The organism is Paraburkholderia sp. BR14374 (assembly GCF_040948685.1).
GTDB lineage: Bacteria > Pseudomonadota > Gammaproteobacteria > Burkholderiales > Burkholderiaceae > Paraburkholderia > Paraburkholderia youngii.
Genome location: NZ_JBFPKF010000034.1, coordinates 1 through 24,560, shown reverse-complemented (window position 1 = coordinate 24,560; position 24,560 = coordinate 1). Strand labels below are relative to the sequence as shown.

Annotated in this window: 27 protein-coding genes; 11 read left to right on the top strand and 16 right to left on the bottom strand. The window is 57.0% G+C overall.

Annotated features, from left to right (window positions below):
* Positions 1 to 71: 71 nt before the first annotated feature.
* From cyoD to AB3X86_RS35685, 5 genes are all read right to left on the bottom strand, one after another.
* Entirely contained in the window at positions 72 to 398 is a 327-nt protein-coding gene (gene cyoD, locus AB3X86_RS35705) for a cytochrome o ubiquinol oxidase subunit IV (protein ID WP_368587278.1), read from the bottom strand.
* Complete coding sequence (gene cyoC, locus AB3X86_RS35700) at positions 398 to 1,009, bottom strand: cytochrome o ubiquinol oxidase subunit III (RefSeq protein WP_368587277.1); 612 nt, start codon at positions 1,007 to 1,009, stop codon at positions 398 to 400. Before cyoC ends, cyoD begins: the two co-directional genes overlap by 1 nt.
* Complete coding sequence (gene cyoB, locus AB3X86_RS35695) at positions 1,009 to 3,018, bottom strand: cytochrome o ubiquinol oxidase subunit I (RefSeq protein WP_368599589.1); 2,010 nt, start codon at positions 3,016 to 3,018, stop codon at positions 1,009 to 1,011. The genes cyoC and cyoB overlap by 1 nt, the downstream gene beginning before the upstream one ends.
* A 6-nt stretch (positions 3,019 to 3,024) precedes the next feature.
* Complete coding sequence (cyoA, locus tag AB3X86_RS35690) at positions 3,025 to 3,921, bottom strand: ubiquinol oxidase subunit II (protein WP_035491054.1); 897 nt, start codon at positions 3,919 to 3,921, stop codon at positions 3,025 to 3,027.
* Positions 3,922 to 4,006: 85 nt separating this feature from the next.
* Complete coding sequence (locus AB3X86_RS35685; protein WP_368599588.1) at positions 4,007 to 4,645, bottom strand: OmpW family protein; 639 nt, start codon at positions 4,643 to 4,645, stop codon at positions 4,007 to 4,009.
* Between the two features lie 314 nt (positions 4,646 to 4,959).
* On the opposite strand from AB3X86_RS35685, the gene AB3X86_RS35680 reads away from it, so the two are divergent.
* Positions 4,960 to 5,742 carry an IS5 family transposase gene (locus tag AB3X86_RS35680; RefSeq protein ID WP_368599587.1) on the top strand — a complete coding sequence of 261 codons (783 nt, stop codon included), beginning with the start codon at positions 4,960 to 4,962 and terminating at the stop codon, positions 5,740 to 5,742.
* Positions 5,743 to 6,035: 293 nt separating this feature from the next.
* On the opposite strand, the gene nifK is transcribed toward AB3X86_RS35680, so the two are convergent.
* The 3 genes from nifK to nifH form a co-directional block, all read right to left on the bottom strand.
* A complete protein-coding gene (gene nifK / locus AB3X86_RS35675) occupies positions 6,036 to 7,595 on the bottom strand; it encodes a nitrogenase molybdenum-iron protein subunit beta (RefSeq protein WP_368587273.1) in 1,560 nt (519 codons plus the stop codon).
* Between the two features lie 64 nt (positions 7,596 to 7,659).
* Positions 7,660 to 9,123, bottom strand: a complete 1,464-nt coding sequence (nifD, locus tag AB3X86_RS35670) for a nitrogenase molybdenum-iron protein alpha chain (protein WP_018435030.1) — start codon at positions 9,121 to 9,123, stop codon at positions 7,660 to 7,662.
* Between the two features lie 78 nt (positions 9,124 to 9,201).
* Positions 9,202 to 10,083: a nitrogenase iron protein gene (gene nifH, locus AB3X86_RS35665; protein ID WP_368599586.1), complete on the bottom strand. Its 882-nt coding sequence runs from the start codon at positions 10,081 to 10,083 to the stop codon at positions 9,202 to 9,204.
* A gap of 445 nt (positions 10,084 to 10,528) precedes the next feature.
* Here nifH and AB3X86_RS35660 point away from each other — a divergent pair, with 445 nt between their 5' ends.
* From AB3X86_RS35660 to AB3X86_RS35650, 3 genes are all read left to right on the top strand, one after another.
* Positions 10,529 to 11,137, top strand: coding sequence for a hypothetical protein (locus tag AB3X86_RS35660; protein WP_018435028.1), 609 nt, complete (start codon positions 10,529 to 10,531; stop codon positions 11,135 to 11,137).
* Positions 11,138 to 11,229: 92 nt separating this feature from the next.
* A complete protein-coding gene (locus AB3X86_RS35655) occupies positions 11,230 to 11,871 on the top strand; it encodes an ankyrin repeat domain-containing protein (RefSeq protein ID WP_368599585.1) in 642 nt (213 codons plus the stop codon).
* 13 nt (positions 11,872 to 11,884) lie between these two features.
* Positions 11,885 to 12,127: a zinc ribbon domain-containing protein gene (locus tag AB3X86_RS35650; RefSeq protein ID WP_035491037.1), complete on the top strand. Its 243-nt coding sequence runs from the start codon at positions 11,885 to 11,887 to the stop codon at positions 12,125 to 12,127.
* 58 nt (positions 12,128 to 12,185) lie between these two features.
* On the opposite strand, the gene AB3X86_RS35645 is transcribed toward AB3X86_RS35650, so the two are convergent.
* From AB3X86_RS35645 to nifB, 7 genes are all read right to left on the bottom strand, one after another.
* Positions 12,186 to 13,349, bottom strand: coding sequence for a DegT/DnrJ/EryC1/StrS family aminotransferase (locus AB3X86_RS35645; protein WP_368599584.1), 1,164 nt, complete (start codon positions 13,347 to 13,349; stop codon positions 12,186 to 12,188).
* Positions 13,339 to 13,617, bottom strand: coding sequence for a hypothetical protein (locus AB3X86_RS35640; RefSeq protein ID WP_026228609.1), 279 nt, complete (start codon positions 13,615 to 13,617; stop codon positions 13,339 to 13,341). Before AB3X86_RS35640 ends, AB3X86_RS35645 begins: the two co-directional genes overlap by 11 nt.
* A gap of 1 nt (position 13,618) precedes the next feature.
* Positions 13,619 to 13,837, bottom strand: coding sequence for a putative nitrogen fixation protein NifT (gene nifT / locus AB3X86_RS35635; RefSeq protein ID WP_184228259.1), 219 nt, complete (start codon positions 13,835 to 13,837; stop codon positions 13,619 to 13,621).
* 318 nt (positions 13,838 to 14,155) lie between these two features.
* Positions 14,156 to 14,653, bottom strand: a complete 498-nt coding sequence (locus tag AB3X86_RS35630) for a nitrogen fixation protein NifZ (protein ID WP_368587269.1) — start codon at positions 14,651 to 14,653, stop codon at positions 14,156 to 14,158.
* Positions 14,654 to 14,712: 59 nt separating this feature from the next.
* Positions 14,713 to 15,075, bottom strand: coding sequence for a HesB/IscA family protein (locus AB3X86_RS35625; protein ID WP_368587268.1), 363 nt, complete (start codon positions 15,073 to 15,075; stop codon positions 14,713 to 14,715).
* A gap of 68 nt (positions 15,076 to 15,143) precedes the next feature.
* Positions 15,144 to 15,338, bottom strand: a complete 195-nt coding sequence (locus tag AB3X86_RS35620) for a 4Fe-4S binding protein (RefSeq protein WP_368587267.1) — start codon at positions 15,336 to 15,338, stop codon at positions 15,144 to 15,146.
* Positions 15,339 to 15,407: 69 nt separating this feature from the next.
* Entirely contained in the window at positions 15,408 to 17,006 is a 1,599-nt protein-coding gene (gene nifB / locus AB3X86_RS35615; RefSeq protein WP_368599592.1) for a nitrogenase cofactor biosynthesis protein NifB, read from the bottom strand.
* Between the two features lie 404 nt (positions 17,007 to 17,410).
* Between nifB and nifV the strand changes: the two genes are divergently transcribed.
* From nifV to AB3X86_RS35580, 7 genes are read left to right on the top strand one after another with little or no spacing between them, the layout of a single operon-like run.
* Complete coding sequence (gene nifV, locus AB3X86_RS35610) at positions 17,411 to 18,547, top strand: homocitrate synthase (protein WP_368587266.1); 1,137 nt, start codon at positions 17,411 to 17,413, stop codon at positions 18,545 to 18,547.
* A 41-nt stretch (positions 18,548 to 18,588) separates the two neighbouring features.
* Positions 18,589 to 18,927 (top strand): nitrogenase stabilizing/protective protein NifW, encoded by a 339-nt coding sequence (gene nifW / locus AB3X86_RS35605; RefSeq protein ID WP_368587265.1) that lies wholly within the window; start codon positions 18,589 to 18,591, stop codon positions 18,925 to 18,927.
* A gap of 14 nt (positions 18,928 to 18,941) precedes the next feature.
* Positions 18,942 to 19,790: a nitrogen fixation protein FixA gene (locus AB3X86_RS35600; RefSeq protein WP_368587264.1), complete on the top strand. Its 849-nt coding sequence runs from the start codon at positions 18,942 to 18,944 to the stop codon at positions 19,788 to 19,790.
* Positions 19,787 to 20,905, top strand: coding sequence for an electron transfer flavoprotein subunit alpha/FixB family protein (locus tag AB3X86_RS35595; protein ID WP_368587263.1), 1,119 nt, complete (start codon positions 19,787 to 19,789; stop codon positions 20,903 to 20,905). The genes AB3X86_RS35600 and AB3X86_RS35595 overlap by 4 nt, the downstream gene beginning before the upstream one ends.
* Positions 20,902 to 22,215 carry an FAD-dependent monooxygenase gene (locus tag AB3X86_RS35590; protein ID WP_368587262.1) on the top strand — a complete coding sequence of 438 codons (1,314 nt, stop codon included), beginning with the start codon at positions 20,902 to 20,904 and terminating at the stop codon, positions 22,213 to 22,215. The genes AB3X86_RS35595 and AB3X86_RS35590 overlap by 4 nt, the downstream gene beginning before the upstream one ends.
* Positions 22,212 to 22,514 carry a ferredoxin family protein gene (locus AB3X86_RS35585; RefSeq protein ID WP_368587261.1) on the top strand — a complete coding sequence of 101 codons (303 nt, stop codon included), beginning with the start codon at positions 22,212 to 22,214 and terminating at the stop codon, positions 22,512 to 22,514. The genes AB3X86_RS35590 and AB3X86_RS35585 overlap by 4 nt, the downstream gene beginning before the upstream one ends.
* Positions 22,515 to 22,574: 60 nt before the next feature.
* A complete protein-coding gene (locus AB3X86_RS35580; protein WP_368587260.1) occupies positions 22,575 to 23,078 on the top strand; it encodes a hypothetical protein in 504 nt (167 codons plus the stop codon).
* A gap of 425 nt (positions 23,079 to 23,503) precedes the next feature.
* Here AB3X86_RS35580 and AB3X86_RS35575 read toward each other — a convergent pair whose 3' ends face one another.
* Positions 23,504 to 24,391 (bottom strand): transposase, encoded by an 888-nt coding sequence (locus tag AB3X86_RS35575; protein ID WP_368599591.1) that lies wholly within the window; start codon positions 24,389 to 24,391, stop codon positions 23,504 to 23,506.
* Between the last annotated feature and the right edge of the window lie 169 nt (positions 24,392 to 24,560).

The window sequence follows — 24,560 nt, the reverse complement described above, 5'->3', positions numbered from 1 at the left end:
CAGCTCGCATGGAAGTGGGTGCGGGGCTAGTGCATGTCCGGCGCCGGAAAACAAAACCCGCAGGCAACTGACTAACGCGACATCATCAGCATACCGACGTTCTGCATCACCCAGACCGTGCCGAGGATCAGGAACGCAGCGGCTAGTATGGTGTAGCAGAGTGAAAGCACGTTCCATCCCTGCCCACGCGAGAGGGTCAGATGTAGGAAGCACACAAGGTGCACGACAACTTGCACAAAGCCGAGTACGGCGATCGCGATCATGGCCGTAGTTGCATCGAGGGCATCGTACAGCCCAATACCGAATGCGCCGGCCGTAAGTAATACCGAAAGAAAGAAGCCCGCGAGATACCTAGTGAGGCTGCCATGAGACCCCGCGTGAGTCTGCGCATAAGCCATTAGAGCATGCTCCCCAGATAGACGAAAGAAAACACGAAGATCCATACTACGTCGAGGAAGTGCCAGAATAGGCTCAGGCACGTTAGCCGGCGGACCTCCTGCTCACCAAGCTGAGGCACCCGCAGCACTTGCATCATCAGTACGAGCATCCACAGCAGGCCCAAGAAAACGTGAATTCCGTGCGCAGCGACGAGCGTAAAGAAGGCTGAGAGAAACGCGCTGCGCTGCGGGCCCGCGCCTTCCGCGATCAGCTGCGAGAACTCGCGAAGTTCGAGCGCGAGGAACGACGCGCCAAGAATGAATGTGATCACGAGCCAACCGAGCACGACACCGCTCCTTGCCCGCGGCACACCCAACATCGCGAAACCATAGGTGATACTAGAAAGCAATAGCACAGAGGTTCCCAGCGCCACGCCGGTTAGATCGAAGAGATCGTGACCCGTAGGGCCACCGGCGAACTGGTGCCTCAGCACACTGAACGTAGCAAAGAGCGCCGCGAACAGCATACAGTCGGTCATCAGATACACCCAGAAGCCGAACACCGAGTGCGATTGCGGATGATCTTGATAATCGACTTCTGAAAAATCTGCGCCAACGGTTTTCTGTAACATCAGTAAGCCTCCTCGGCGACTGAACCGTTAATCCCCATCGGGTCTCCGGTGCCAAACCGCCGTTCTTCGATCTCACGGACCATCGCCGCGGGAATGTAATATCCGTCGTTCTTGTCGAAGCTCTTTATGATCATCGTGAGGGCGATCCCAATGAAACCTAGCAAAGCGAGCCACGCGACGTGCCATACGGCCGCGAAACCCAGCACCAAGCTGTACATCCCTGTGAAAAAACCCGCCGACGTATTGGATGGCATATGGATGTCCACGTACTTTGACGCCAGCCCAAGGCCGCGGCCCGTTTCTTTCATGTACGCGAAGGCGTCAATGTCCTCCACTTTCGGAACGAGAGCGAAGTTGTAGACCGCCGGCGGTGAGGAAGTTGCCCATTCGAGCGTGCGCCCATCCCATGGATCGCCTGTCATATCCTTGTATTCGGCCTCGTTGCGGTTCACGAATGCCATCACCCACAGCAGAACCTGTAACAGGATCCCCACCGCGATGATCGCCGCGCCGAGCGCCGCAACAATGAAGTATGGTTGCCATTCAGCCACATCATAGTGATTTGTGCGGCGCGTCGCGCCCATTAAGCCGAGCACATAAACAGGTACGAAGGCCACATAAAAGCCGACGAACCAGCACCAGAACGACGCCTTGCCGAGCTTGTCATCGGGCTTGACACCGAACACCTTCGGAAACCAGTACTGCAGGCCAGCTAAATAGCCAAACACCACACCGCCAATGATGGCGTTATGAAAATGAGCGACCAAGAAAAGCGAATTGTGAAGCACAAAGTCCGCGCCCGGAATCGCCATCATCACGCCGGTCATGCCACCGATAGAGAACGTCACCACGAAACCGATGGTCCAGAACACGGGCGCAGCGAATTGAACGCACCCGCGATACATCGTGAATAGCCAATTGAAGATCTTGACGCCGGTCGGAATCGCGATAATCATTGTGGCGATGCCGAAAAATGCGTTGACGTCGGCGCCTGAGCCCATGGTAAAGAAGTGGTGCGCCCAAACAAGAAACGAAAGTAACATGATCGCACACGATGCGTAGACCATCGTCCTGTAACCGAATAGCGGCTTCTTGCAGAAGGTAGCCATCACTTCCGAATAGATGCCGAAAGCGGGCAGCACTAGAATATACACTTCGGGGTGGCCCCACGCCCAAATCAGGTTCAAGTACAACATGGCGTTGCCACCAAGTTCGTTCGTAAAGAAGTGCGTGCCAATATAACGATCGAGGCCGAGCAGCGCTACGGCGACCGTGAGAATGGGAAACGTCGCCATGATGAGGACATTCGAACAGAGCGCCGTCCATGTGAACACGGGCATCTTCATGAGCGACATCCCCGGCGCGCGCATCTTGATGATTGTGACAAAGAAGTTCACGCCCGACATCAAGGTGCCGACACCCGAGAGCTGGATCGCCCATATATAGTAGTCCACTCCAACGCCAGGACTAAATTTCAGCTCGGAAAGCGGCGGATACGCGAGCCAGCCGACCTTCGCGAATTCGCCAGCTACGAGGGACAGATTGATCAACACCGCGCTGACTGCGGTCAACCAGAAGGAAAGCGAGTTCAGGAACGGAAACGCCACGTCGCGCGCGCCGATCTGCAATGGCACGACGAGATTGAAGAAGCCTACCATGAGCGCCATCGCCATGAAGAAGATCATGATGACGCCATGCGCCGTGAAGATCTGGTCGAAGTGATCCGGCGGCAGATAGCCTGGCGAATTGAACGCCACGGCTTGTTGAAGGCGCATCATTACGGCGTCGGCAAAGCCGCGCACCAACATGAGCACGGCTACAATCATGTACATGACGCCGATGCGCTTGTGGTCCACGCTCGTGAGCCACTCGACCCAGAGGTACTTCCACTTGCCTTCTAAGGTGACCAGCCAGAACACGCCGAGGACAACAAGCGCCATAAACACCGACGCCCCCATGACGATGGGCTGATCGAAAGGCATCGCGTCTAATGTGAGTTTTCCGAACATGGCTGTTTACCCTTTGGTTACGCACGATGAGACAGTGAAATCCGCGACGTTGCCGTTGTTGTATTTGCCGACGATTTTGTCGAAAAGCCTCCGGTCGACCTTCGAGAAGTACTGCACGGGCGCGTTTGCGTGCGGCTGCGTGACCGTTGCGTACCGATCCATCGTAAGCTGGGTCGATGAAGCTTTTACCGTCTCCACCCACGCATCGAAGCCCCGCTGGCTCGTAGCCACCGTACGGAACTTCATATCGGAGAAGCCTTTGCCGCTGTAATTCGACGAGAAGCCCGTGAAGTCGCCCGCTTCGTCGGCGATCAGGTGTAACCGCGTTTGCATGCCGGCCATCGCGTAGACTTGAGTGCCAAGTTGCGGGATGAAGAAAGAGTTCATCACCGAGTCCGACGTGATGCGAAAATTGACCGGCGTGCTGACAGGCACCGCCAATTCGTTCACTGTAGCGATGCCGAGGTCAGGATAGATAAAGAGCCATCTCCAGTCGACCGCGACGACTTCGACGTTGATGGGCTTCACGTCCGATTCCAGTGGTTTATAAGGGTCGAGCTCATGCGTGGTACGCCACGTAAGGATGGCGAGGAATAGAATGATGGCAGCGGGTATGGCCCAGACCACCACTTCAATCGCCGTTGAGTGAACCCAGGTCGGGACGTAGCGTGCGCTGCGGTTCGACGCGCGGTAGCGCCACGCGAAGGTAAGCGTGAGGATAATAACGGGAACTACGATCAGCAGCATGGCCCATGTGGCCGAGGCGATGAGTGATCTCTCCGCCGCGCCTACGCTACCCTTGGGACTCAGGACGAGAAACTTGGGGCTACACCCAGCAAGAGAAACGAACAGCCAACCACCGATAGGGATTAACCACTCCTTAAAAGCTTTCCTCTCTGTCATGCCCTATCTTCTCCCAAGTTAACCACTGTACAAGGAGCGAAGCCAGCCGTTCACTGAACCGTCTGTCGCTTGAGATTCGCAACGTCTAGAACTTCACCCCGACGCCAATACCAATGACCAGCGGATCGAGATGCAAGGCGCCAATTGTCGAGCCGCCAAGCGATGCGTCAGTCTTCATCCATATCTTCTTGATGTCGGCGTTAACGAATAGACTCTTTGATGCCTGCACGTCAATCCCGACCTGCAGCGCAGGACCAAAGCTGTGATTCTTTATAGAGACGGGTACACCTCCCGCATGCAATCCGTTGTTATAGAAGAGCGTGTAGTTGAGTCCGGCACCAACGTACGGTCGAACGCGTCCCGCATGATTAAAATGATATTGCAATAACAATGTCGGTGGCAGCACGTTAACGCCACCAAGGTCGCCGAGATTCGACGTCAGGTGATGACGTGAGGTACCAAGAATCAACTCCACGCCGATGCTGTCCCGTACCATATAAGTGAAATCGACCTCTGGCACCAGCGCGTTGCTTACGCCGACATCGAGCGCGGAAAGCGTGTCAGTGCTGCGAACTTGCGGTTCAATGCTTATCGCGCGGAGGCGTACCAACCAATCACCTGCGTAGTTTCCGACGACTTCACTGTCGGCGGCGTTAGCTGCGTGCGGTCCAAATGGCGACATAAGGAGTAGTGCTGCAGCCACATTACGGAGTTGCTTTATCATTGTCATTACCTTTAGCCATTAACCTTCTACACTGTGTCCGAATTCGTGGCCGATAGCGTTGATCGCAATCAACTGATGTTTTACGCAGTGCTTGTGTGCGTTACCGCGTCGCAGGCCATATGAGTTCTTGCACTTCTCCGTCCGCGCTCCGAATTGCGCAATGCTTCCCGAAATGTTTTGCAACCGATCGTGGGATTGCGATATGCCGTGTGGCTCTCAGTAGCACTAAGAAGCCTTAACAAAATGATTGCTTTGATCTGTTAACTTCCAACGATTGCTGTTAACCTCGTCATTGTTTCGGTGACGAGGAGGCCATGGCCAAACTACTCGTTGATGCGTTGTGGGCACTCATTGAACCCTTGATGCCCCCACCCAAACCTCGCCGCTCACGGTATCCCGGACGCAAACCACTGGATGACCGGGCCATGCTTACCGGCATCCTGTTCAGCTTTCAGACGGGCCTGCGCTGGGACCTGCTGCCCCGCGAGATGGGCTGCGGCAGTGGCATGAGTTGCTGGCGCCGTCTACGAGACTGGCAGGCTGCCGGCGTCTGGGACCGGCTACACGAAGTGGTGCTCGCGAAGCTACGCGAGTCCGACCGGATTGACTGGTCCCGTGTCGTCGTCGACTCCTCCTCGATCCGCGCGGTGGGTGCAGGTCAAAAACGGGACCGAATCCCACCGTCCGCGCGCAACCTGGTTCAAAGCATCCCGCTCGCGGCAATCCTCACCGGCGCCAACCGTCACGATCTCACCCAGCTTCACACGCTGGTTGATGCGATCCCACCCATTGCCGGCAAGCGCGGCCGGCCGCTTTCGAAGCCCCGCATCGTTCAGGGCGATCGGGGCTACGATCACGACAAATACCGCCGTCCGCTGCACGCAGCCGGCATCGCTACCGAAATCGCCCGACGTGGCCGCCCTCATGGCAGCGGCCTTGGCAAAACCCGCAGGGTCGTCGAGCGAACCATTTCGTGGCTTCACAACTTCCGGCGACTGCGCATCCGCTTCGAACGCCTTGCCTTCATCCACCAAGCCTTCATCAAACTCCCCTGCGGCATCATCTCTTGGCGAAGGCTGAAGGACTCATTTTGTTAACGCCTCTAAGTAGCGCTATGAATGGCAAAATGCAGCGCGGAGGAGTCGACCGTCATCTTCTGGTCGACTAACCGCCGACGCTTCGCGAAAGGTCCGGAGCAATCGTCGCGCCGCTCCTAATGTCGATTCTTGCCTTCGCGCTTCGGTCTTGAGGATGCTATTGGAACAGCAACGCAGCCGAATCCAGCGACGTCGAGCAATTAGGGAGACCCAATATCCATGCTTTCCGGCGGGTTGAACTGCCCCCCCTTTTAGCACTCGACACTGAGCCCAGCCCCGAACGGGTCCACCCCTCACCGGATGATGTCATAGCTGTAATCGGTCTTCGAGATGTCAATCGTGCTTGCATCGAGTGTCTCGAAGAATTCATCCAGCAGCGCTAACAGAACGCGTAATGCCCCCGCATACCCCCACGTCGGATAGCGGTGGTAATGGTGGCGGTCGAAAATCGGAAACACGAGTCGGACGAGCGGCGTACCAGTGTCGCGCTCCAAGTACTTTCCGTGTGTATTGCCGATCAGGAAATCCACTGGTTCCGTAAATAGCAGCGAGCGCAAGTGCCATAGATCGCGCTTTGGATAGACCTTGCATCCTTCACCATATGGCGACGCGTCCAGCAATGCCCTAACCTTTTCCGCCCACCCCTCGTTACCGTTCGTCGAGAGCACGTGCACCGGCTCCGCGCCCAACTCAAGCAGGAAGTTCGTGTAACCGAGCATCTGATCTGGATCGCCATAGAGCGCATACCGCTTGCCGTGCAGACTCGCCTGACTGTCTGCCATCGCATCAACTAGTTGCCCACGCTCCCTTTCAAGTTCAGCCGGGATTGGTCTTCCCGTCACGCGCGAAATCTCCATGAGGAAATGATCTGTACCTGAAACGCCGACAGGCGCATTCAGTGACACGACTTCGTGGCCATGATCGGCGAGGAACTTGCTGGTCTTTTCACAGCAATACTCCTGAAAGACGAACGTTGCCTTGGCGTTCAGCGCACGTTCGACCTCCTCTTTCGTAGTCCCGCCCTCGTACATCCGAAATTCGCCATCAGTCGGCGTGTTCCAAGTTCCCGATGGATCGCAAATAATATTCACGCTTACGCCAAATAAATCGAAGATACGCCGAATCTCCTTCATGTTTCCGACCACGAAGCCGTCGAACCCTCCGATAAAGTTCACGCTCTCGTCAGGAACTCGCAAAAGTGGTGCAGTAGTGCCCGCCTTGCCGTCCCAAAAGTACTTCAGGATGCCCTGGAGCGCATTGTCGTAGCCGGTCACGTGGCTGCCGACAAACGCGGGCGTATGCGCGAACGGCACGTCGTAATCTTGTGGCACGCTGCCCTTCTGCTTGCTATTCTTGATGAACGCGTCGAGGTCGTCGCCAATCACCTCCGCCATGCAGGTCGTGGATACGGCGATCATGTCGGGCTTGTAGAGATTGTATGCATTCGCGAGACCGTCGATCATGTTGTTCAGACCACCGAACACGGCCGCATCCTCTGTCATGGACGAACTGACGCACGACGTCGGCTCTTTAAAGTGTCGCGAAAAATGCGAACGGTAATAGGCCACGCAGCCCTGCGAGCCATGCACGAAAGGCAGTGTCTTATGGAATCCGTTCGCGACGAATACGGCACCAAGAGGCTGACACGCCTTGGCTGGATTTATGGTCAGGGAGTCACGGGCGAAGTTCTTCAGTTTATAATCTTCTGTCTTCGTCCATTCGGCAACCCGCTTTATCGCCTCGTCGGAATGGTTGAACTCGAAGTTATCTTTCTTATTGCGAAGGAGCTCTTGATACTCCGGCTCGCGAAACAGCAGTTCGTGATCGAGAATTTTGTCGCTTGATTGGGGCATGATTGGCTCCTGTATTGATGTTCTATGCAACCGGCGATCAGCGCGGCCATGCCGCTAACAGCGCTCACGCCGCCTTCTTCCACGGTGCTTTCGACAGACTCCAGACAGGACTCGAGATCGCCATGTCCATGTCCCGCGCGAAGATAGCGAAGCCGTCGTAGCCATGATATGGGCCAGAATAATCCCAGCTGTGCATCTGGCGGAATGGGACGCCCATCTTCTGAAAGACGTATTTTTCTTTGATGCCGGAGCCGACGAGGTCTGGTCGCGTATGTTCGACAAACTTCTCGAATTCGTAGCCAGTCACGTCGTCGTAAATCAGAGTGCCTTCTTTTATGTGATGCGTTGTGCGCTGGTAGTCGTCGTTGTGAGCAAACTCGTAGCCGGTACCGACAACTTCCATCCCAAGATCCTCGTACGCGCCTATTACGTGGCGTGGGCGAAGGCCACCTACAAACAGCATCACTTTTTTCGTCTGAAGCCGCGGCTTATATTTGGCTATGACGGCATCCATCAACGGACGGTATTTTGCGATCACCTTCTCGGCGTTTTCCATAATGGTGTCGTCGAATCGGCTTGCAATCTCGCGCAAGCTCTTTTCGATCATTGTCGGGCCGAAAAAATTGTATTCGACCCATGGAGTGCCATACTTCTCCTCCATGTGCCGGCTGATGTAGTTCATCGAACGGTAGCAGTGAAGCAGGTTGAGCTTAGATCGCGGCGTATTCTCAAGTTCTGCGAGAGTGCCATCGCCTGACCACTGCGCGATGACCCGCAGGCCCATTTCCTCGAGGAGAATGCGGCTCGACCACGCATCACCGCCAATGTTGTAGTCGCCAATGATCGCGACATCGTACGGCGTGGACTCCAGCGCGGATCGCTGTCTCGGCTCGGCGCGGTCGAACACGCAGTCGCGAATCGCATCGTTTGCGAGGTGATGCCCGAGTGACTGCGATACGCCTCGAAAGCCCTCACAGCGCACCGGTACGATCGTGTGCCCGCCGTACTGCGCGCTCTTCCTTTTAGATACTGCCTCAATATCGTCACCGATGAGGCCGATTGGGCATTCGGTTTGGACGGATATGCCCCTGTTCAGCGGAAACAGCTCCTGAATCTCGTCGACGATCTTATCGAGTTTCTTGTCGCCGCCGAACACAATGTCCTTCTCTTGGAAGTCGGACGTGAATTGCATCGTGACAAACGCATCGATTCCTGTCGTCCCGACGTAGTAGTTGCGGCGCGATCCCCACGAGTACTGCCCGCATCCGACAGGTCCGTGACTGATGTGAATCATGTCCTTGATCGGCCCCCAGACGACGCCCTTCGAGCCCGCGTAAGCGCAGCCCCGAATCGTCATCACCCCCGGCAAAGACTTGATGTTTGACTTCACACCACAGTCAGGCTTGCCCTGTTCGAAGGAACCCAAATGCTTGGCCCGCCGTTTAGCCATTTTTTCAGGGTAAGCTCGCAGCACTTCGTCAATCAAGGCCTTATTAGCAGCTTTGCGTTCTTCAACCGTCGCGGTCATTGAAAATCCTATAAGTGAAGACTGTCGTTGGCGGAAACGGTAGCCGTGTGCTGCACGGCTACCGTCGTCCAGCACTCGTCAGGCGGTGAGCTCGGCGGCGGTCTTGCCGACTTGGGACTCATCGACTTGCACTATAATTCCTTTTTCCATCAATAAGTCTTCGAGCTGATCCATTGTGATCGGGGTTGGGATCACGCCATTGCCGCCGTTATGGTGAACCTTCTCCGCAAGCGCGCGATATTGCCCAGCCTGCTCGCTGTCCGGCGCGTACTCAATCACGGTCATCCGACGAAGTTCCGCATGCTGCACAATGTTGTCGCGCGGGACGAAGTGAATCAATTTAGTGCCTAGCATCGCTGCCAGTGATTCGGCCAGTTCAAGTTCCTTGTCGGTTTTGCGCTCGTTGCAAATGAGTCCGCCCAAACGCACACCCCCACTGTTCGCATATTTCAAGATTCCCTTCGAGATGTTATTAGCGGCGTACATCGCCATCATTTCTCCCGACATCACGATGTAAATTTCCTGTGCCTTGTTCTCGCGAATAGGCATTGCAAAACCACCGCAAACGACGTCGCCGAGCACATCGTATGACACGTAGTCGACTCCGTCGTAGGCGCCATTCTCCTCAAGGAAGTTGATCGATGTGATGACACCCCGACCCGCACAGCCGACGCCTGGCTCAGGCCCGCCCGACTCGACACAGCGGATATTCTTGTAGCCTATCTTCATAACGTCATCGAGTTCGAGGTCTTCGACCGAACCGGCTTCCGCCGCGAGAGAGAGGATGGTGTCCTGAGCTTTCGCGTGCAATATAAGACGTGTCGAGTCGGCCTTGGGATCGCACCCAACGATCAAGATCTTTTGCCCAAGGTCGCTAAGCGCTGCAAGCGTATTCTGCGACGTGGTCGACTTACCGATGCCGCCCTTTCCGTAGAAGGCAATTTGTCGAAGTTGAGACATTGTTTTACTCCATTGAGATTAGAAGGTAAAACCATAGGTGCGAATCAGCACTGAAAAGCCACGACCAAGTCCTCAGCCTGCTGTGTCTATATGGTCTTCTTCTAGAGTCACGCATCGGCCGGAGTGTGTCCGCGCCCTTCGTCCCCGCAACGTCCATGCCACAAGCCCCTGAATCCGCCAAATGCTTGCTCAGCGAGGCCATCCGCAAACTCTCCAATTTCGGCCACCGACAATTTCGACGTCGTCTTCCTGACAAACCGCACGCCCCTTTGCCCCAAATGGACATCCACGTGCAGAGTTGTCGCCCGCTTGACCCGGCTTACCGCAGTATTGGCCAGCATGCAGCATTGGTACGGATGTTGCGAGTTTCTGGCTGCCCGCTGAAAAGGCACGATCCAGCACCAGATTAACTATGCCAAGCTATTTCTCCAATTAGGATTACAGAATGCCTGATACGCTAACCTCTCCTGCGCTCAGTGGGACACCATTTGCCCGCCTCGATCGCGAGGGGCGCCTCCTCAACCCCGTCTTTAAGGGCCGCACAAATGCGGCTGACAGGTTCGGCTTTCGCGGTGAGCTGGCGCTACGATTTGGGCCTCACCTCGCCGACGAGGCCCGTCCGCCCGAGCTCTCTTGCGAGCAGGTGATGGCTGTCGCGAATGCTGGCGACCCACACGTCCAATTCTTCGCAGGTTGGTTACTGAGTTTTGAACACTTGACGAATGTCGGAGAAGTACTCGGCGAGGCCCTGTCGCACCACGGCAAGTACTTCCTGTTCTGTGACAACATCGATCTGTCCAGCCGCTTTCAGGTGCCGTACAAAGAAGCGACGTTTTATGTTCTGCCGATACTCGAATCGACAGTCTACAACGAGATGCTCGAACTCCTTTACCTGGAGAAGGGCGACCTCAAGAGGACAGACACTGCCGGGAAGCTCGATGCTATCGTCGATGCGGCGATGCAATTTAGCTTTTCCTTTGACACGATAAGTTACGCGGAAGGCCTCAAACTGATGGGACCGATTCGCGATCCAAATGAAAACAGGCCCGTCTGACGACAGCGTCACGGCAGGTCGCCCGCATGTAATCGCTGCCTCGCGTTTCAGAATGTGACGGCGATTCCAATCACCTCCACCGGAGCGAAAGCATGTCACTGCGCACCAAGACCGCATCACGTCAAACCGCGTCACTCGAGACTCCCCTACTCGAAAGCCCGAGCCACACGCACACGGATACCGCGAACGCCGACGCAGATCTTCATGCACCTCCGTGCGTGGCGGTTGCGAAATGGCTCGATGCTCACGACTTCCCGGACACTCAATCGCGCAGCATTGACGGCATTACGCCCTTAATGCTGGCGGCGCTGCACGGCGAAGACTACATTGTCGCTGCGCTACTCGAATCAGGCGCACGCATCAGCGCCCTCGACGACGAAGGAAACCATGCGCTGTGGTATGCATGTTTGGGCGGCGCACCAGGACCGATCCTTCGGTTGGTCGGTGCAGGACTCGCTCTTGATCACCTAAACGCGGACGATATGACGTGTCTGATGCAGGCGGCCGCCACCGGTCGAATTGAGGTTATGTGGCTGTTGCTGTCGCTCGGCGCGAATGACAGTCTCGTTGCGCCAGACGGCCGTGACGCCCTCGACATCGCTGCCGATTTGGGACTCCAGTTACTGCACGCGGCACACGAACGCAGGAGCCCCAAATTGGTCTCAGCCGGCGAATCGCCTTATTATGACCCGGGGAGCGCGCGCGGCGTCTTCTCCGATAATGTTTCCCGTTGACCTGCCCCTCGTCATGCCGCTCTACGACTATGTATGTCGCAACTGCAGGTTGCGTTTCGAAACTCTCGTGCGCACGAACTCGCCCGTGGCCTGCCCCCGCTGTCAGAGCACCGAACTGGAGAAGCAGGTCAGCGCACCGTCCGCCCCAGCGCGCAGCAGGGCAATCATCGCTGCGGCCCGCCGTCAAGCGGCGCACGAGGGACATTTCAGCAACTACTCGACGGCGGACCGCAGCAAACTGTTGCGTGAGGGTTAATAAAGGCGCAGCGACAACATGGCCGATGTTACCTTCTTCTCTCTTTCCGTTGTTCTACCTAGAGATAGATCGCGGCCCCCGCACCGACGTTGGTCGCCGTGTCCTTCAAAGTTTTGACGATGTACTTCACATCCTGAACAGTAAGCTGAGTGTGCAGCGGCAACGCGAGTGCTCGATCGCCAATCCGCTCGGTATCGGGCAGACAGCCTCGTCGACCTCCAATAGCATCGGCGGCCTTCATGTAATGAAACTGCTCATGCAACGGATGGCTGTAGGCTGCCGTTTCTACCCCGGAAGCCAGCATGTCGTCGATCATTTGAGCACGCGCGCTGTGAGTAAACCTCTTGCCCAGATGCACGACGTAAAGCATCCAATTCACTTCGTCCACGTCCTCCGCCTGATACGGTGGTTTGATGCCTTCGAAGCTCTCCATCGCTTCATGATACCAGGCTTCGACCCGCTTCCGTTGGGCGAGCCGCTCCTCGAGCCCTGCCAGTTGTGCGAGGCCGAGCGCGGCGGTGATTTCACTCATACCCGCCTGCAGCGGCACCCGGGCACCGAGGGAGACCGACTTTCGATCGGCGCTCAGACGTCGCCTTAAGTAACGCAGTTCGTGCGCCAAGCTGTCGTCGTCCGTGACGAGCATTCCGCCCTCTCCCGCACACAACGCGGAGGGTGGCGAAAAGTCAAAAACCGTCACTTTACCGAACGACCCCACGCAGCGCCCGCGGTAGCGTGATCCGAGCGCCTCAGTGCTATCCTCGATCAGGCTCAGACCATTCAAATCGGCAAGCTCCCGAAACGATTGCCACGCGGCCGGATGTCCGTTCGTATTTCCCGCAAGGATTGCACGCGTCCGATCTCCAATCTTCTCTTGTGCCTTCATCGCGTCGAGGCAACCGCTCCAGTAGTCGATGTCGGCAAACACCGGTGTCGCGCCAGCGAGGGTGATCGCATGCGCGATCTGATGCCATGTATGCGATGCGCAGATGACTTCATGGCCTTGACCGATGCCGAGCGCACGCAGCGCAATCCAAGTGCCGAGCGTCCCGCTCGCCACTGCGACCGCATGGACACGGCCGCTCCAGCCTGCGAATGCAGTCTCAAAAGAATCGAGCATTGGTCCGTCGCTCCAGCACGACGATTGCAGGACCGCGTGAACCAGCTCGACCTCCCGCGGCCCGCACGCAGGCTCAGTAAGTGAAATTCCCTCAGTTTCCATCGTAGACTCCGTCTTCTGCAAGGATGAGCATATTGGCCTCACTTGCGTCTGTTGTCACGGAAACACAGACACCTGTCGACGTCGCGAGATAAACGCGGCGGCCCCGAAACTGGAGGAGGGGTTTTTCATTGACAAGCTCGACCGCGCTAATCCGAATGACTCGCACATCGGGATACGACTTCCGCCAGGTTGCGGCAGCCTCCAGCAGCGTCGGTTCGCTCAGCATCAACTCGGCGATAGTACTGATCTGATCTGCTGTAAGTGCCATGTCAGTCGGGCTCACCCGCGACGCGACGCGCTTCTACGGTGACAGGAAGCGTTGTATCGGCCGCCATCTCCGGCAGCTGGAATCGCCAGCCGTTCGCAAGCGTTATCACTCCGCCCCACATCTTCTTGCCATCGATGCAGACGATCTGCTCCTCGAGATCCTTCTTTGGCACGTAGGCGCTGAGTATGCCTTTCCTGTCCATGCGGATCATTAGTTTCACGTTGAGAGTTCCAAGGTCGGTTAAAAGATTCGCACTTCAACAAGTAAATCCAATAAATCTAACGATCGGGCCGAGAAGCACAGCGCTCGTCGTAGGTGGCTCTTGTACTGCGACCAGTGCCTCCCAGCTCTGATAGACCGATATCGTCCTTCTTCCCTTACGACCGTCCAGCCGGGCGCGATCTCGCCCTCAGTGCAGCGACCGCCTGCCCGTCAAAATTGACTGATTGAGCGCATCGCAAGACTCGCAGGCACCACGTATTTCTGGCCATTTCGGCAAGCCTCCAAGCCTTAACCAGAAAGCCGCTTCCGCACCGGCCTAAAATAGACTTCGCCGTTGCAAAGGTCCCGCAACTCCGTGACGCGGATTGCCGACGACTAGACGGGCTCCGTTGACTTGCGAACCGTCCGGTGCATCATAACCATGCCCATTACACGAGCCGCGTCCGACGGTTCCATTGTGGTCAGTTCCCTCGGGGATACGAAGACCTATCCAGCATAGATCGGCCGCATGCTCGCCCAAACGGGCGAGCACGTCATGGGGAAGGTGGTCGAGCGTGCATAGCTCCTTGGCGCGCATGCCGACGCGATGGTCGATTTCGACGAAGTGAACTGCATAGATGTAGAACCGTTGCAGGAAGGTTTCGATTCCGATCACATACCCCACGTCGCCTTTGCTGACGAGCGATTCACCCAAAGCCTTACCGGCGTAGGTGCCGTCGTTACGGATGGAGAAGCGCGAAGCGACGCGCTCACCAATGCTGAAGCGAGGCGCAAATGTGAGCTCAATGAGGTCATCGTTGTCAGTTCCAGTCATACTTTTCCTCCGTGACATACCGAACTGCTAGCTCAAGACAACTGCGGTCGATGAATGCGTCACCCGCGTCCGATCGCGCTCACATCAATCCGAGCGACATCGGCACTGACCGCGACGACCGACCGTTGGTCCTCCTTAATAAATGCGAAACCTGACCGATCTGGCGTTTCGATAAAGTCGATCTTCAGACCATCTAGCAAAACGCGGCTTTCTGCCGGCAAGAAAATTCGCAGTCCGTGGACTTCGATGGTCTCGTCGCCGGTCCGAGCCTCTACTTCGGCACTGAATTCGGCGTCATATCCAGAGCATCCGCCGGTCCTGACAAGAAGACGAAAACCAGCACTTGATGGCAAGCCGGAAAAACGCACCACACGGCGCATAAACTTTTCCGCGGCAGCGGTAACAGAAAATTTGGTCAACATGATGTCGGCATGGTAACAGTTAGCAGTCGTTTGACGATTCGTCAATGTGCTGCCCGCGGCTAGCGATGCTAGCTCATCACAATGCACCCGTCCACGGGACAAACCGCCAAGCACTGCGGAGTATCAAACTGTCCTTCGCATACGGTACATTTCTTCGGATCGATCGCGAACACGCCACCTTTCTCGCTTATGGCGACATTCGGGCACTGCGGCTCGCAGGCCGAGCAGCCGGTACAGGTCGAGGCAATGATCTTCAGGGGCATAATGGCACTCCTTGTAATGATGGTTTGTATAGCGCGCGGGCAGCGCCGATCCATTTGTCCGTCCGCCGCTCAATCAGCAGCAGCCGTCGCAGTGATCGACGTCTTCTGCCGGATCCCGGGGGCGCCACGCTCCACGTGCACGGTCACGCCTTTCGTGATGCGGCTGCAATATTCGATGAACCATATCAGCGCGGCTTTTTCGATTGTTTCGTACGCGTACTGGTCCACCGGCTCAATGCCCGCCTGCGACAGCTCCTTGCGCGGACACAAACCGACCTTCGCAACCAGTACAGCGTGGCAATCGCTGATCGCGTGTATGAGCGGTGGCAGGCGATCTTCATCATCATGGCCGCCCCGACAATACGACTCCACGCGGCGGTGTCCCACAAAGATCACTCCGCCAGCGCTGACCTCGAAAATCTGGAACTCGGAGACATGCCCGAAATGTGCGTTCACGCGGCCGTCTCCCTTCGTCGCGACAGCGATCAGCACCTTCAGGTCGGCCGGCACTTCGCTCGCCTTCACCAAAGCCATTGCAGTCTGTTTCGCGTCGCGCTGCGCATTGCGTTGCACTTCCACTCGGCGCTGATGTTCCCGACGGTAATTAGCGTCGGACCTAGTTTCCATGTCGTCGATCCCGTCGAGCTTGAACTCGTCGCGGCGGTCCTCACTCAGTAGACCTACTGCGTCCGCACGGCACTGACGGCAATGGCGCATTAACGTAGCGCCTCCCTTGCAACGGTCCTGCACGACCATTAACTCGCTAGCAGTAGGGCCACGCTGTCCGTGCAGTCCGAAATACGTGCCATGCTCAGCGTCCGAGATGAGCGGCATGATATTGTGCAGGAAAGCACCGCGCTTCTTCACTTCGCTGTTCACCTCGATCAGGTGTTCGTCATTTATGCCCGGAATCAACACCGAGTTGATCTTCGTCAACACGCCGCGCGCCGTGAGCATTTCGAGCCCTTGCATTTGCCGCTCATGAAGGATCTGCGAGGCCTCCTTGCCCCTGACGCGCCGGTGGTCCCAAAAAATCCACGGATAGATCAATTCACCGACGTTGGGGTCCACCATATTGATGGTGATCGTCACATGCTCAACAGCGTTGCTGCAAATCTCATCGACAAAGTCTGGCAACGCTAGTCCGTTCGTTGACAGACATAGTTTGATGTCCGGAGCGCGCTCGCGGAGCATACGGAAAGTGTCAAAAGTCCTCCTTGGATTGGCGAGCGAGTCACCGGGACCCGCAACGCCCAACACCGTCAACTGCGGAATCTTGGCCGCGACGGCCATAACCTTATTCACGGCCTGCTCCGGCGTCAGCTTCTCCGACACGACGCCGGGTCGCGACTCATTGGAACAGTCATATTTACGATTGCAGTAGTTGCATTGGATGTTGCAGGCGGGCGCCACCGCCACATGCATTCGCGCGTAATGGCGATGCGCTTCTTCCGAAAAACAAGGATGCTTGCTTATCCTTTCCCATACTTCTGCCGGCTCGCGCTCAGGCACGTCCGACGAACTGCAGCCCGACTTGTCTGCGCGGCCGTGGGTGTCGCAGCCGTCGATCTGAACAAGCGCATGTCCGGTCACCCTCAGGGTTAGTGTCTTTTGGATGCCGACAGGCGCAGTCGAGGACAGCGTGCTGGCATTCGCGCAATCTTGCATGAATGTTCTCTCCAAAGCCTCCAGTGGTTCGCCGGCTTTATCAGCGAAATCCATGCCACTCACTCGAACTCCATTGGTATCGGTACGTGAGTTGGCCAACCAACTCAATGTTCTTCCTACGCGTCTTGACCAAAAGCCGACAACCAAGCCGTATTCTGTCGCTGTCACGACAAAAATAACGCACTCGTCGTGAGCACAAATTGCTTTTGGTAGGCCACTATACGCTCTCAATCACCCGGCACTGCCGCATTGCGCGCGTGGGGCATCCGCGATCCTCCGCCTGAAGGGCAAGCTTCGGCCGTTCGTGTGGCGCCGACAGGGTACCGCAAAGCGTTGTTTTGACGTGTAGACCATCACCTGGCACAACGTTTGCGACCCATGGCCAACAACTGAAGCGATCCGACATGAGCAACCCAATCATCAATGACACGACACTCCGCGACGGCGAGCAAACCGCTGGCGTCGCATTTCGCACAGAGGAAAAGTGCGCGATTGCCGCCGCGCTGTCGCAAGCTGGCGTCTCCGAACTCGATATCGGCATTCCAGCCATGGGCGAAGACGAAATGGCGTGCATTGATGCGATTGTCGACATGAACCTCGACGCTCGTCTGATGGTTTGGGGGCGACTCACCGACGAGGACCTCAGCGCGGCATTACGCTGCGATGCCGACATGATTCATCTTTCGGTCCCGGTATCGGATATTCACTTGCAACACAAGCTACGACAGCCGCGTAGTTGGGTGCTAGCGCGCATCGCACGCGTCATTGGTAAGGCTGCGAAAAGCCACCCCAAGATCTCCCTCGGTATGGAAGACGCCTCGCGTGCGGACCCCTCGTTCATCTTAGAAGTTGCGCGATGCGCAGAGCAGCATGGGGCTCAGCGCGTTCGATTTGCGGACACCGTAGGCATATTGGATCCTTTCAAGACATTCCACGCTATCGCAGCAATTCGCGCCGCCGTGGACCTGGAAATCGAAATCCATTCGCACGACGACCTCGGACTCGCCACCGCCAACACGCTAGCGGCCCTCTCGGCAGGGGCGACCCACGCCAGCACTACCGTCAACGGCCTGGGTGAGTGGGCCGGCAATGCAGCGCTTGAGGAAGTCGTCATGGGCACGCGACATCTGCTCCGACGAGACACCGGCATTGACGCAACTGCGTTATGCGACATCTCATCGCTGGTCGAACGGGCGTCTGGCCGCGCTATTTCCTCCAACAAGAGCATTGTTGGTAGGGACGTCTTTACGCACGAGTCAGGCATTCATACCGACGGCCTTTCGAAGCACCCCACGACCTACGAGGGATTCGATCCCGCAGAACTAGGCCGGCACCGGTCGACGATACTCGGCAAACATTCTGGATCCCAAAGTGTGCGTGACGCCTACGACGCTCTTGGCGTCAAAGTGTCTGAGCGGCTTGTGCCCCAGTTGCTTGCACGTATCCGGTCATTTGCCACACAGTACAAACAGGCGCCGGGGACAGCCGATCTGCATCGCTTCCTGACGCAAGCACGTGGCACCCGAGTTAAGGTGTCTTGAAGCCGTCATCGGGTGCGCATTGGTCCAATAGGAGAAACTACGTGCAAGAAGTTATCGAACAACTGCATCGCCTGTCGTCCGCGGAAGACTTCCTGCAATTCTTTGACATTTCATACGATGAGAAGGTAGTGAACGTCAGCCGCCTGCACATTCTCAAGCGTTTTTTTCAGTACATCGAGCAACAGAAGGCGCTACCGCGTAATAACGCGGCGGCTGTGTTCTCTATCTATCGATGTTTACTGAATAAGGCCTACAACGACTTCGTCTTGTCCACGCCCGCAGAGCAAAAGGTTTTCAGAGTCTTTCAGGAATCGGACGGACGGCGGGTCGTCTCACTTGACCAGCTGCGCGCGTCGCTGCCAGCACGCGGCGACGCCTGACCCCGGAGTACCCAATGCATATTGTCGTTTGCATCAAGCAGGTACCGGACTCGGCACAGATCCGCGTTCACCCTGTCACCAACACCATCATGCGTCAAGGCGTCCCAGCCATCGTAAACCCGTACGATCTGTTCTCGCTGGAGGAAGCGTTGAGGCTGAAGGACCTCTTTGACGGTACTGTAACCACACTCTGCATGGGGCCGCCGCAGGCTGAAGACGCACTTCGCAAATGCGTCAGCTATGGGGCCGACGAGGCTGTACTCGTCACCGATCGCGCTTTCGCTGGCGCCGACACGCTGGCAACGTCATATGCGCTGGCTACCGCGATCCGACAAATCGCCAAGGAACAGCCGGTCGATATGATCTTTACTGGCAAGCAGACTATCGACGGCGACACTGCTCAGGTCGGCCCCGGCATCGCTACACGCATGGGCTTCCAGTTGCTCACCTACGTGTCCAGGATCGTGGAAATCGACCTCACCGCACGCTCGATCGTCGTCGAGCGTCGCGCAGAAGGCGGCGTACACGTACTCAAAACTCGATTGCCATGCTTGGTGACGATGCTTGAGAACACCAACGAACTTCGCTTCGCGTCGCTGCCCAGAATGATCCACGCGGCAGCTTTTCCGGTACGGAAATGGAATCGCGAGCAGGCCGGCATCGAGGACGTTAGCAAAATTGGGCTGAAAGGCTCACATACCGTAGTGAGCAAAGTGTTCGGCCCAACACCGCGCGAGCAAAAAGCCGAGATGCTCACAGTGGATATGGCGAGCCTGCGCGGCGTCTCGTTGGATCTGGTGCATAGGATGTTCGCTCGCCATCCGACTTTGGAGGCAGACGTGCTAATGAAGAGGAACTTATGAACTCGACCGTTGCCACGAAAAAGCAGCCGGCCTTGAATGCCGGAGGCCGCAACCTGGAGCTACCGGAACATCTGAAAAACTACACCGGTGTCTGGGTCTTCCTTGAGCACGACCGCGGCCACGTGCATAGCGTGTCGTGGGAACTGCTCGGCGAGGCGCGCAAGCTTGCAGACAAACTTGGCAGCAACGTCTGCGTGGCGGTGCTCGGCGGCACGGATGAGCCCCTCGAAAAGTTTTCAACTGAGGCGTTCAGCCTTGGAGCAGACAAAGCCTATGTCATTCACGACCCAGTGTTGCGTGGTTATCGCAATGAGCCATTCACGAAGGGGCTGACCGATCTGGTCAACAAATACCACCCTGAAATTCTACTGCTCGGCGCGACCTCGATGGGCCGGGATCTCGCCGGCTCCGTTGCGACAACCCTGCTCACTGGGCTCACCGCCGATTGCACCGAACTGAACATCGATCCGACCTCCCGGTCACTGGCGGCCACCCGTCCGACGTTTGGCGGCTCATTGCTCTGCACGATCATGACGCTTGCATATCGCCCGCAGATGGCGACGGTACGCCCACGGGTCATGGCGATGCCCTCAGCGCAAGAAGGCCGCGTCGGCGAGGTCGTGCAGGAAACACTGGGGCTCGTCGAAGCCGACATTGCCACCAAATTGCTCGACTTTGTCGCCGATACGACGAGTTCTCAGATCAACCTTCCGTATGCGGATGTGATCGTCAGCGGCGGCAAGGGTCTCAAAACTCCGGAGAATTTTCGACTCGCGTTTGATCTGGCGCGCGTACTCCGTGGTGAAGTCGGCGCTACGCGCCCGTGCGTGCAGGCAGGTTGGGTCGAGGCGGATCGACAAGTCGGGCAAACTGGCAAAACCGTGCGGCCAAAACTTTATATCGCAGCCGGCATCTCGGGGGCAATCCAGCATCGCGTCGGCATGGAAAGCTCGGACGTGATTGTCGCAATCAACACCGATCCCAACGCACCTATTTTCGATTGCGCGCATTACGGCATCGTCGGGGACGCACTGCAGTTGCTGCCCGCGCTAACGCACGCCTGCAAGGAACACTTGGCACTTCGGCAAATGCGAGACACCAGGAGAGTTAGATGAGAGAATCGTCGCAATTCGACGCGATCGTCGTGGGTGCCGGACCGTCGGGCAACGCTGCGGCCTATGTTATGGCTAAAGGTGGACTCAAAGTACTTCAAATTGAACGCGGCGAATATCCCGGTAGCAAGAACGTTCAAGGTGCGATTCTTTACGCCAATGCACTTGAAGAAATCATCCCAGACTTCCGTGACGACGCGCCACTTGAGCGCCACATCATTGAACAGCGCATGTGGATGCTCGACGATACTTCGTTTGTGGGCACACACACGCGTAGCGACGACTATAACAACCCACCGTATAACCGCTACACGATCATACGGGCGCAATTCGACAAGTGGTTTTCGTCGAAGGTCCGTGAGGCCGGTGCCTTACTGATCTGCGAGACTACGGTGAATGACCTGATTCTTGACGGAGACCAAGTTGTCGGCGTCCAGTGCGACCGCGAACACGGCGAAGTTTATGCGGATGTCGTGATTCTCGCTGACGGCGTCAACTCAACTTTGGCCCGCAAAGCGGGCTTTCATGGTGAGATCGAAGCGCGCAACGTCGCACTAGCTGTGAAAGAGATCCTCTTCATGCCCGAGGAGGCAATTCGCGAGAGGTTTAACGTTGCCGATCAAGAAGGCGTTGTAATAGAGATGGTTGGACGAATCACAGATGGCATGGCAGGGACTGGGTTTCTTTACACGAACAAAGAGTCGCTGACGATCGGTGTCGGCTGTATGCTGAGCGACTTCAAGAAGAACTCTAATCGCACAACGCCGTATCTGCTTCTCGAGAAAATGAAGCGTCATCCGTCCATCGCTCCTCTTATCGCGGGCGGCGAGATGAAGGAGTACTGCGCGCACCTCATTCCCGAAGGAGGGTTTAATGCGATCCCGCAAGTATACGGTAACGGCTGGATGATCATCGGTGACTCGGGCGGCTTCGTCAACGCCGCGCACCGAGAGGGCTCCAATCTCGCGATGACGACGGGGCGCCTCGCCGCCGAGACAGCAATAGCCGCCAAAGCGGCCGGCCGCCACGGCTACCGTGCCAGCACGCTGTCAGCGTATAAGGACGCGCTAGACAAGAGTTTCGTGATGAAGGACTTGCACAAGTACCGCGATATGCCGAAGATCCTACACCATAATCCCCAGTTCTTTACCACATACCCTGATCTCGTCGCGAAAGCGGCCCGCACGATGATGACGGTCGATGGCATCGACAAGAAGACCAAGAAACGCGAGGTCATAACCAGCTTCCGTAAAAGTCGCTCGGTGACAGGGCTGATCGGCGACGCATACAAATTCTGGAGGGCTTTCCGATGAACAATACGATCACTGCCAACATCGACGAAAAGCTGTTTCAAAATCGCTACCGAGTGGACGTCGGGCGGCCGCACGTCCGCATAAAAGACGTGGACATTTGCACCAACGATTGCACAGATAAGAGCTGTACATTCGTGTGTCCCGCCTCCTGTTATCGGAACGAGAACGACGGCTCAGTCACGTTGGTCACCGACGGCTGCCTCGAATGCGGTAGTTGCCGCATTTTGTGCACCGAACACCATAATGTTGAATGGGCCTATCCGCGCGGGGGATATGGCATACAGTTCAAGTTCGGTTAAACGAACAAGCTCAGTATCGCTCCCGCGGCTGAGCGCCTTATTACATCCGGAGAAACTTTGATGAATCTAATTTCTGGTATCGAGTCAACGGATCTGTTCGGCGGTGAAGTTCCGGCCGGCGTACTACAGCTGATCGAGAGAACCCGCCGCGGCAGCGATGACGATGTGGCCGCCGCGTTGTGGACCGCCATCCTGTCCTATCCGCGCTGCCTGCCACCCTACTATCTGCTATATAAGTTCCATGCAAACCGGGGAGAACTTGGCGAGGCGCACAGAGTCGCAACGAGGGCTTTGGCGGTCGCTGCCTGGGAAGCGTCGATCAGCAGTGATTGGTGCGCAGTACAGCCGAGCGACGCGGACTTCTCCATTCCCGGGCCGCCGCGCTTTTGGCTCTTTACGCTAAAGGCGCTTGCGTTCATCAGCGTACGGCGTGGCAAACGGGCCCTTGCACTGAAGCTGATTGCCAAACTACGCTGGCTGGACCCGATTGATTGCATCGGTTTCGAGGTCGTCGAAGCCTTACTAGCGCAGTCAGAACACGGCAATCGCAAACTGGCGAATTGACAGACAGCAATTCGTCACTAAGGTTGCAAGCGAATTCCGGACCTCGCCGCTGAGGGCGTCGCAATCCCCGAACAACTAATGCAATTCTAGTTCGAAAAACATGAGAACAACGGGCCGCCAGCGGAGCATCCTTTCCTGCGATGTGGGGGCGGCTGTTCTGCTCGTATCAGTAGCAATCCAGTTGGCCGGATGCAATTGAGACGATGCGGCACTGCCGCTTACTGACAAGGAGGCGAGTCAACCATTCGCATCCGGCCAGTCGACACCGCCCGGTACCGTTACCCCATCGACCGCACCATCGCGGCCACCCCCGACGCCGACGACGGAAGTGGGCGCAAAGTAGACGCGCTCGGGTGGCCACGCGTGGGTAGTGCGAACTGGGCACCCGACAGCTACAGATCATGCCGTCGTTGACGCTCGGGCCGTCATGCCCCGGATAAAGCGATGCGCGCGCCATTGAAGCAAAGCGACTGAAGTGCGGTATCATATGCCGCTTTCAACCGTGCTCCTTCTGGAATCACTCCGTCCTTTAGGTATCGCCATAGTGCAATCACCAGGCGTCGTGCGACCGCAACGATTGCGATTCGTCGTGCGCGGCGATTGGGACCGGTGCCTGCTGTTCGCTGCGAGAACCAATGCGTCAGGACGCTCTCCGGCTGGTAACGGTTCCAAGACCATGCCATCTCGATCAGCAGTGCCCGCACTCGCCGGTTACCCTGCTTGCTAATGCTCTGGTCGACCTGGCTCTCACCACTGTCATAAGGCTGCGGGGCGAGACCCACGCACGCACCGACCTGCCGGCGATTGCTGAACTGCCGCCAGAAGAGTTCCAATGCCAGTCGCGCGCCGTCAATCGCCCCTATGCCGCTCAGGCGCGTGAGGCGATCGATTCGCTCGCGCGCGGATTCGGGCAGACTCTCGAGCCGTGCGTTCTCCAGTGCGGCCAGTTGGCGCGCGACGACCTCGAGTCGTTCGCATTCGCGCAGCAGCCGTTGCTGCAGTTCCAGCGGGAGTGCCGTACCATCGTGGCATAGTACGTCACCGCGTGCCAGACGTTCGGCGAACTTCCGGCTGTCGACTTCGCCCCAGCAGTCGAGCGTGACCAGCAGTTTGCGCATGCGATCCCGGTGTTGCAGGACTTCCCTTAGAAGTTGCCGACGGTCGCCTATCTCGGTTGGCAACCCCCATTTCTGCCGGCGGTGTTCAATTAGGGACAGCACCGCCTGCAGGCATGCGGCCTGTGGCGGCGTCACCGTATGCACGGCCGGCTGATCGCGGTGGCCATCATGTAGCGCAACTTTCCACTTGGCCATAGCCAGTTCGAGCGACACCGCCAGTACAACTTCCTCGGCGCAGAGCTAACGTCAAGAGTGGTGTATGGGCAGCACCGTGACTGTCGATATCAAGCGGCGAGTTTCTGCTGAACCGGCCGATCGTCCTGCACCGGTTCGCCGTCCTTGAAGGCAATGCCCTCGAGCAACA

Bases quoted from the DNA above. Each gene is read 5' to 3' on its own strand.
- cyoD (WP_368587278.1), bottom strand. From the start codon at position 398: ATGGCTTATGCGCAGACTCACGCGGGGTCTCATGGCAGCCTCACTAGG.
- cyoC (WP_368587277.1), bottom strand. From the start codon at position 1,009: ATGTTACAGAAAACCGTTGGCGCAGATTTTTCAGAAGTCGATTATCAA.
- cyoB (WP_368599589.1), bottom strand. From the start codon at position 3,018: ATGTTCGGAAAACTCACATTAGACGCGATGCCTTTCGATCAGCCCATC.
- cyoA (WP_035491054.1), bottom strand. From the start codon at position 3,921: ATGACAGAGAGGAAAGCTTTTAAGGAGTGGTTAATCCCTATCGGTGGT.
- AB3X86_RS35685 (WP_368599588.1), bottom strand. From the start codon at position 4,645: ATGATAAAGCAACTCCGTAATGTGGCTGCAGCACTACTCCTTATGTCG.
- AB3X86_RS35680 (WP_368599587.1), top strand. From the start codon at position 4,960: ATGGCCAAACTACTCGTTGATGCGTTGTGGGCACTCATTGAACCCTTG.
- nifK (WP_368587273.1), bottom strand. From the start codon at position 7,595: ATGCCCCAATCAAGCGACAAAATTCTCGATCACGAACTGCTGTTTCGC.
- nifD (WP_018435030.1), bottom strand. From the start codon at position 9,123: ATGACCGCGACGGTTGAAGAACGCAAAGCTGCTAATAAGGCCTTGATT.
- nifH (WP_368599586.1), bottom strand. From the start codon at position 10,083: ATGTCTCAACTTCGACAAATTGCCTTCTACGGAAAGGGCGGCATCGGT.
- AB3X86_RS35660 (WP_018435028.1), top strand. From the start codon at position 10,529: ATGCCTGATACGCTAACCTCTCCTGCGCTCAGTGGGACACCATTTGCC.
- AB3X86_RS35655 (WP_368599585.1), top strand. From the start codon at position 11,230: ATGTCACTGCGCACCAAGACCGCATCACGTCAAACCGCGTCACTCGAG.
- AB3X86_RS35650 (WP_035491037.1), top strand. From the start codon at position 11,885: ATGCCGCTCTACGACTATGTATGTCGCAACTGCAGGTTGCGTTTCGAA.
- AB3X86_RS35645 (WP_368599584.1), bottom strand. From the start codon at position 13,349: ATGGAAACTGAGGGAATTTCACTTACTGAGCCTGCGTGCGGGCCGCGG.
- AB3X86_RS35640 (WP_026228609.1), bottom strand. From the start codon at position 13,617: ATGGCACTTACAGCAGATCAGATCAGTACTATCGCCGAGTTGATGCTG.
- AB3X86_RS35630 (WP_368587269.1), bottom strand. From the start codon at position 14,653: ATGACTGGAACTGACAACGATGACCTCATTGAGCTCACATTTGCGCCT.
- AB3X86_RS35625 (WP_368587268.1), bottom strand. From the start codon at position 15,075: ATGTTGACCAAATTTTCTGTTACCGCTGCCGCGGAAAAGTTTATGCGC.
- AB3X86_RS35620 (WP_368587267.1), bottom strand. From the start codon at position 15,338: ATGCCCCTGAAGATCATTGCCTCGACCTGTACCGGCTGCTCGGCCTGC.
- nifB (WP_368599592.1), bottom strand. From the start codon at position 17,006: ATGCAAGATTGCGCGAATGCCAGCACGCTGTCCTCGACTGCGCCTGTC.
- nifV (WP_368587266.1), top strand. From the start codon at position 17,411: ATGAGCAACCCAATCATCAATGACACGACACTCCGCGACGGCGAGCAA.
- AB3X86_RS35600 (WP_368587264.1), top strand. From the start codon at position 18,942: ATGCATATTGTCGTTTGCATCAAGCAGGTACCGGACTCGGCACAGATC.
- AB3X86_RS35595 (WP_368587263.1), top strand. From the start codon at position 19,787: ATGAACTCGACCGTTGCCACGAAAAAGCAGCCGGCCTTGAATGCCGGA.
- AB3X86_RS35590 (WP_368587262.1), top strand. From the start codon at position 20,902: ATGAGAGAATCGTCGCAATTCGACGCGATCGTCGTGGGTGCCGGACCG.
- AB3X86_RS35585 (WP_368587261.1), top strand. From the start codon at position 22,212: ATGAACAATACGATCACTGCCAACATCGACGAAAAGCTGTTTCAAAAT.
- AB3X86_RS35580 (WP_368587260.1), top strand. From the start codon at position 22,575: ATGAATCTAATTTCTGGTATCGAGTCAACGGATCTGTTCGGCGGTGAA.
- AB3X86_RS35575 (WP_368599591.1), bottom strand. From the start codon at position 24,391: ATGGCCAAGTGGAAAGTTGCGCTACATGATGGCCACCGCGATCAGCCG.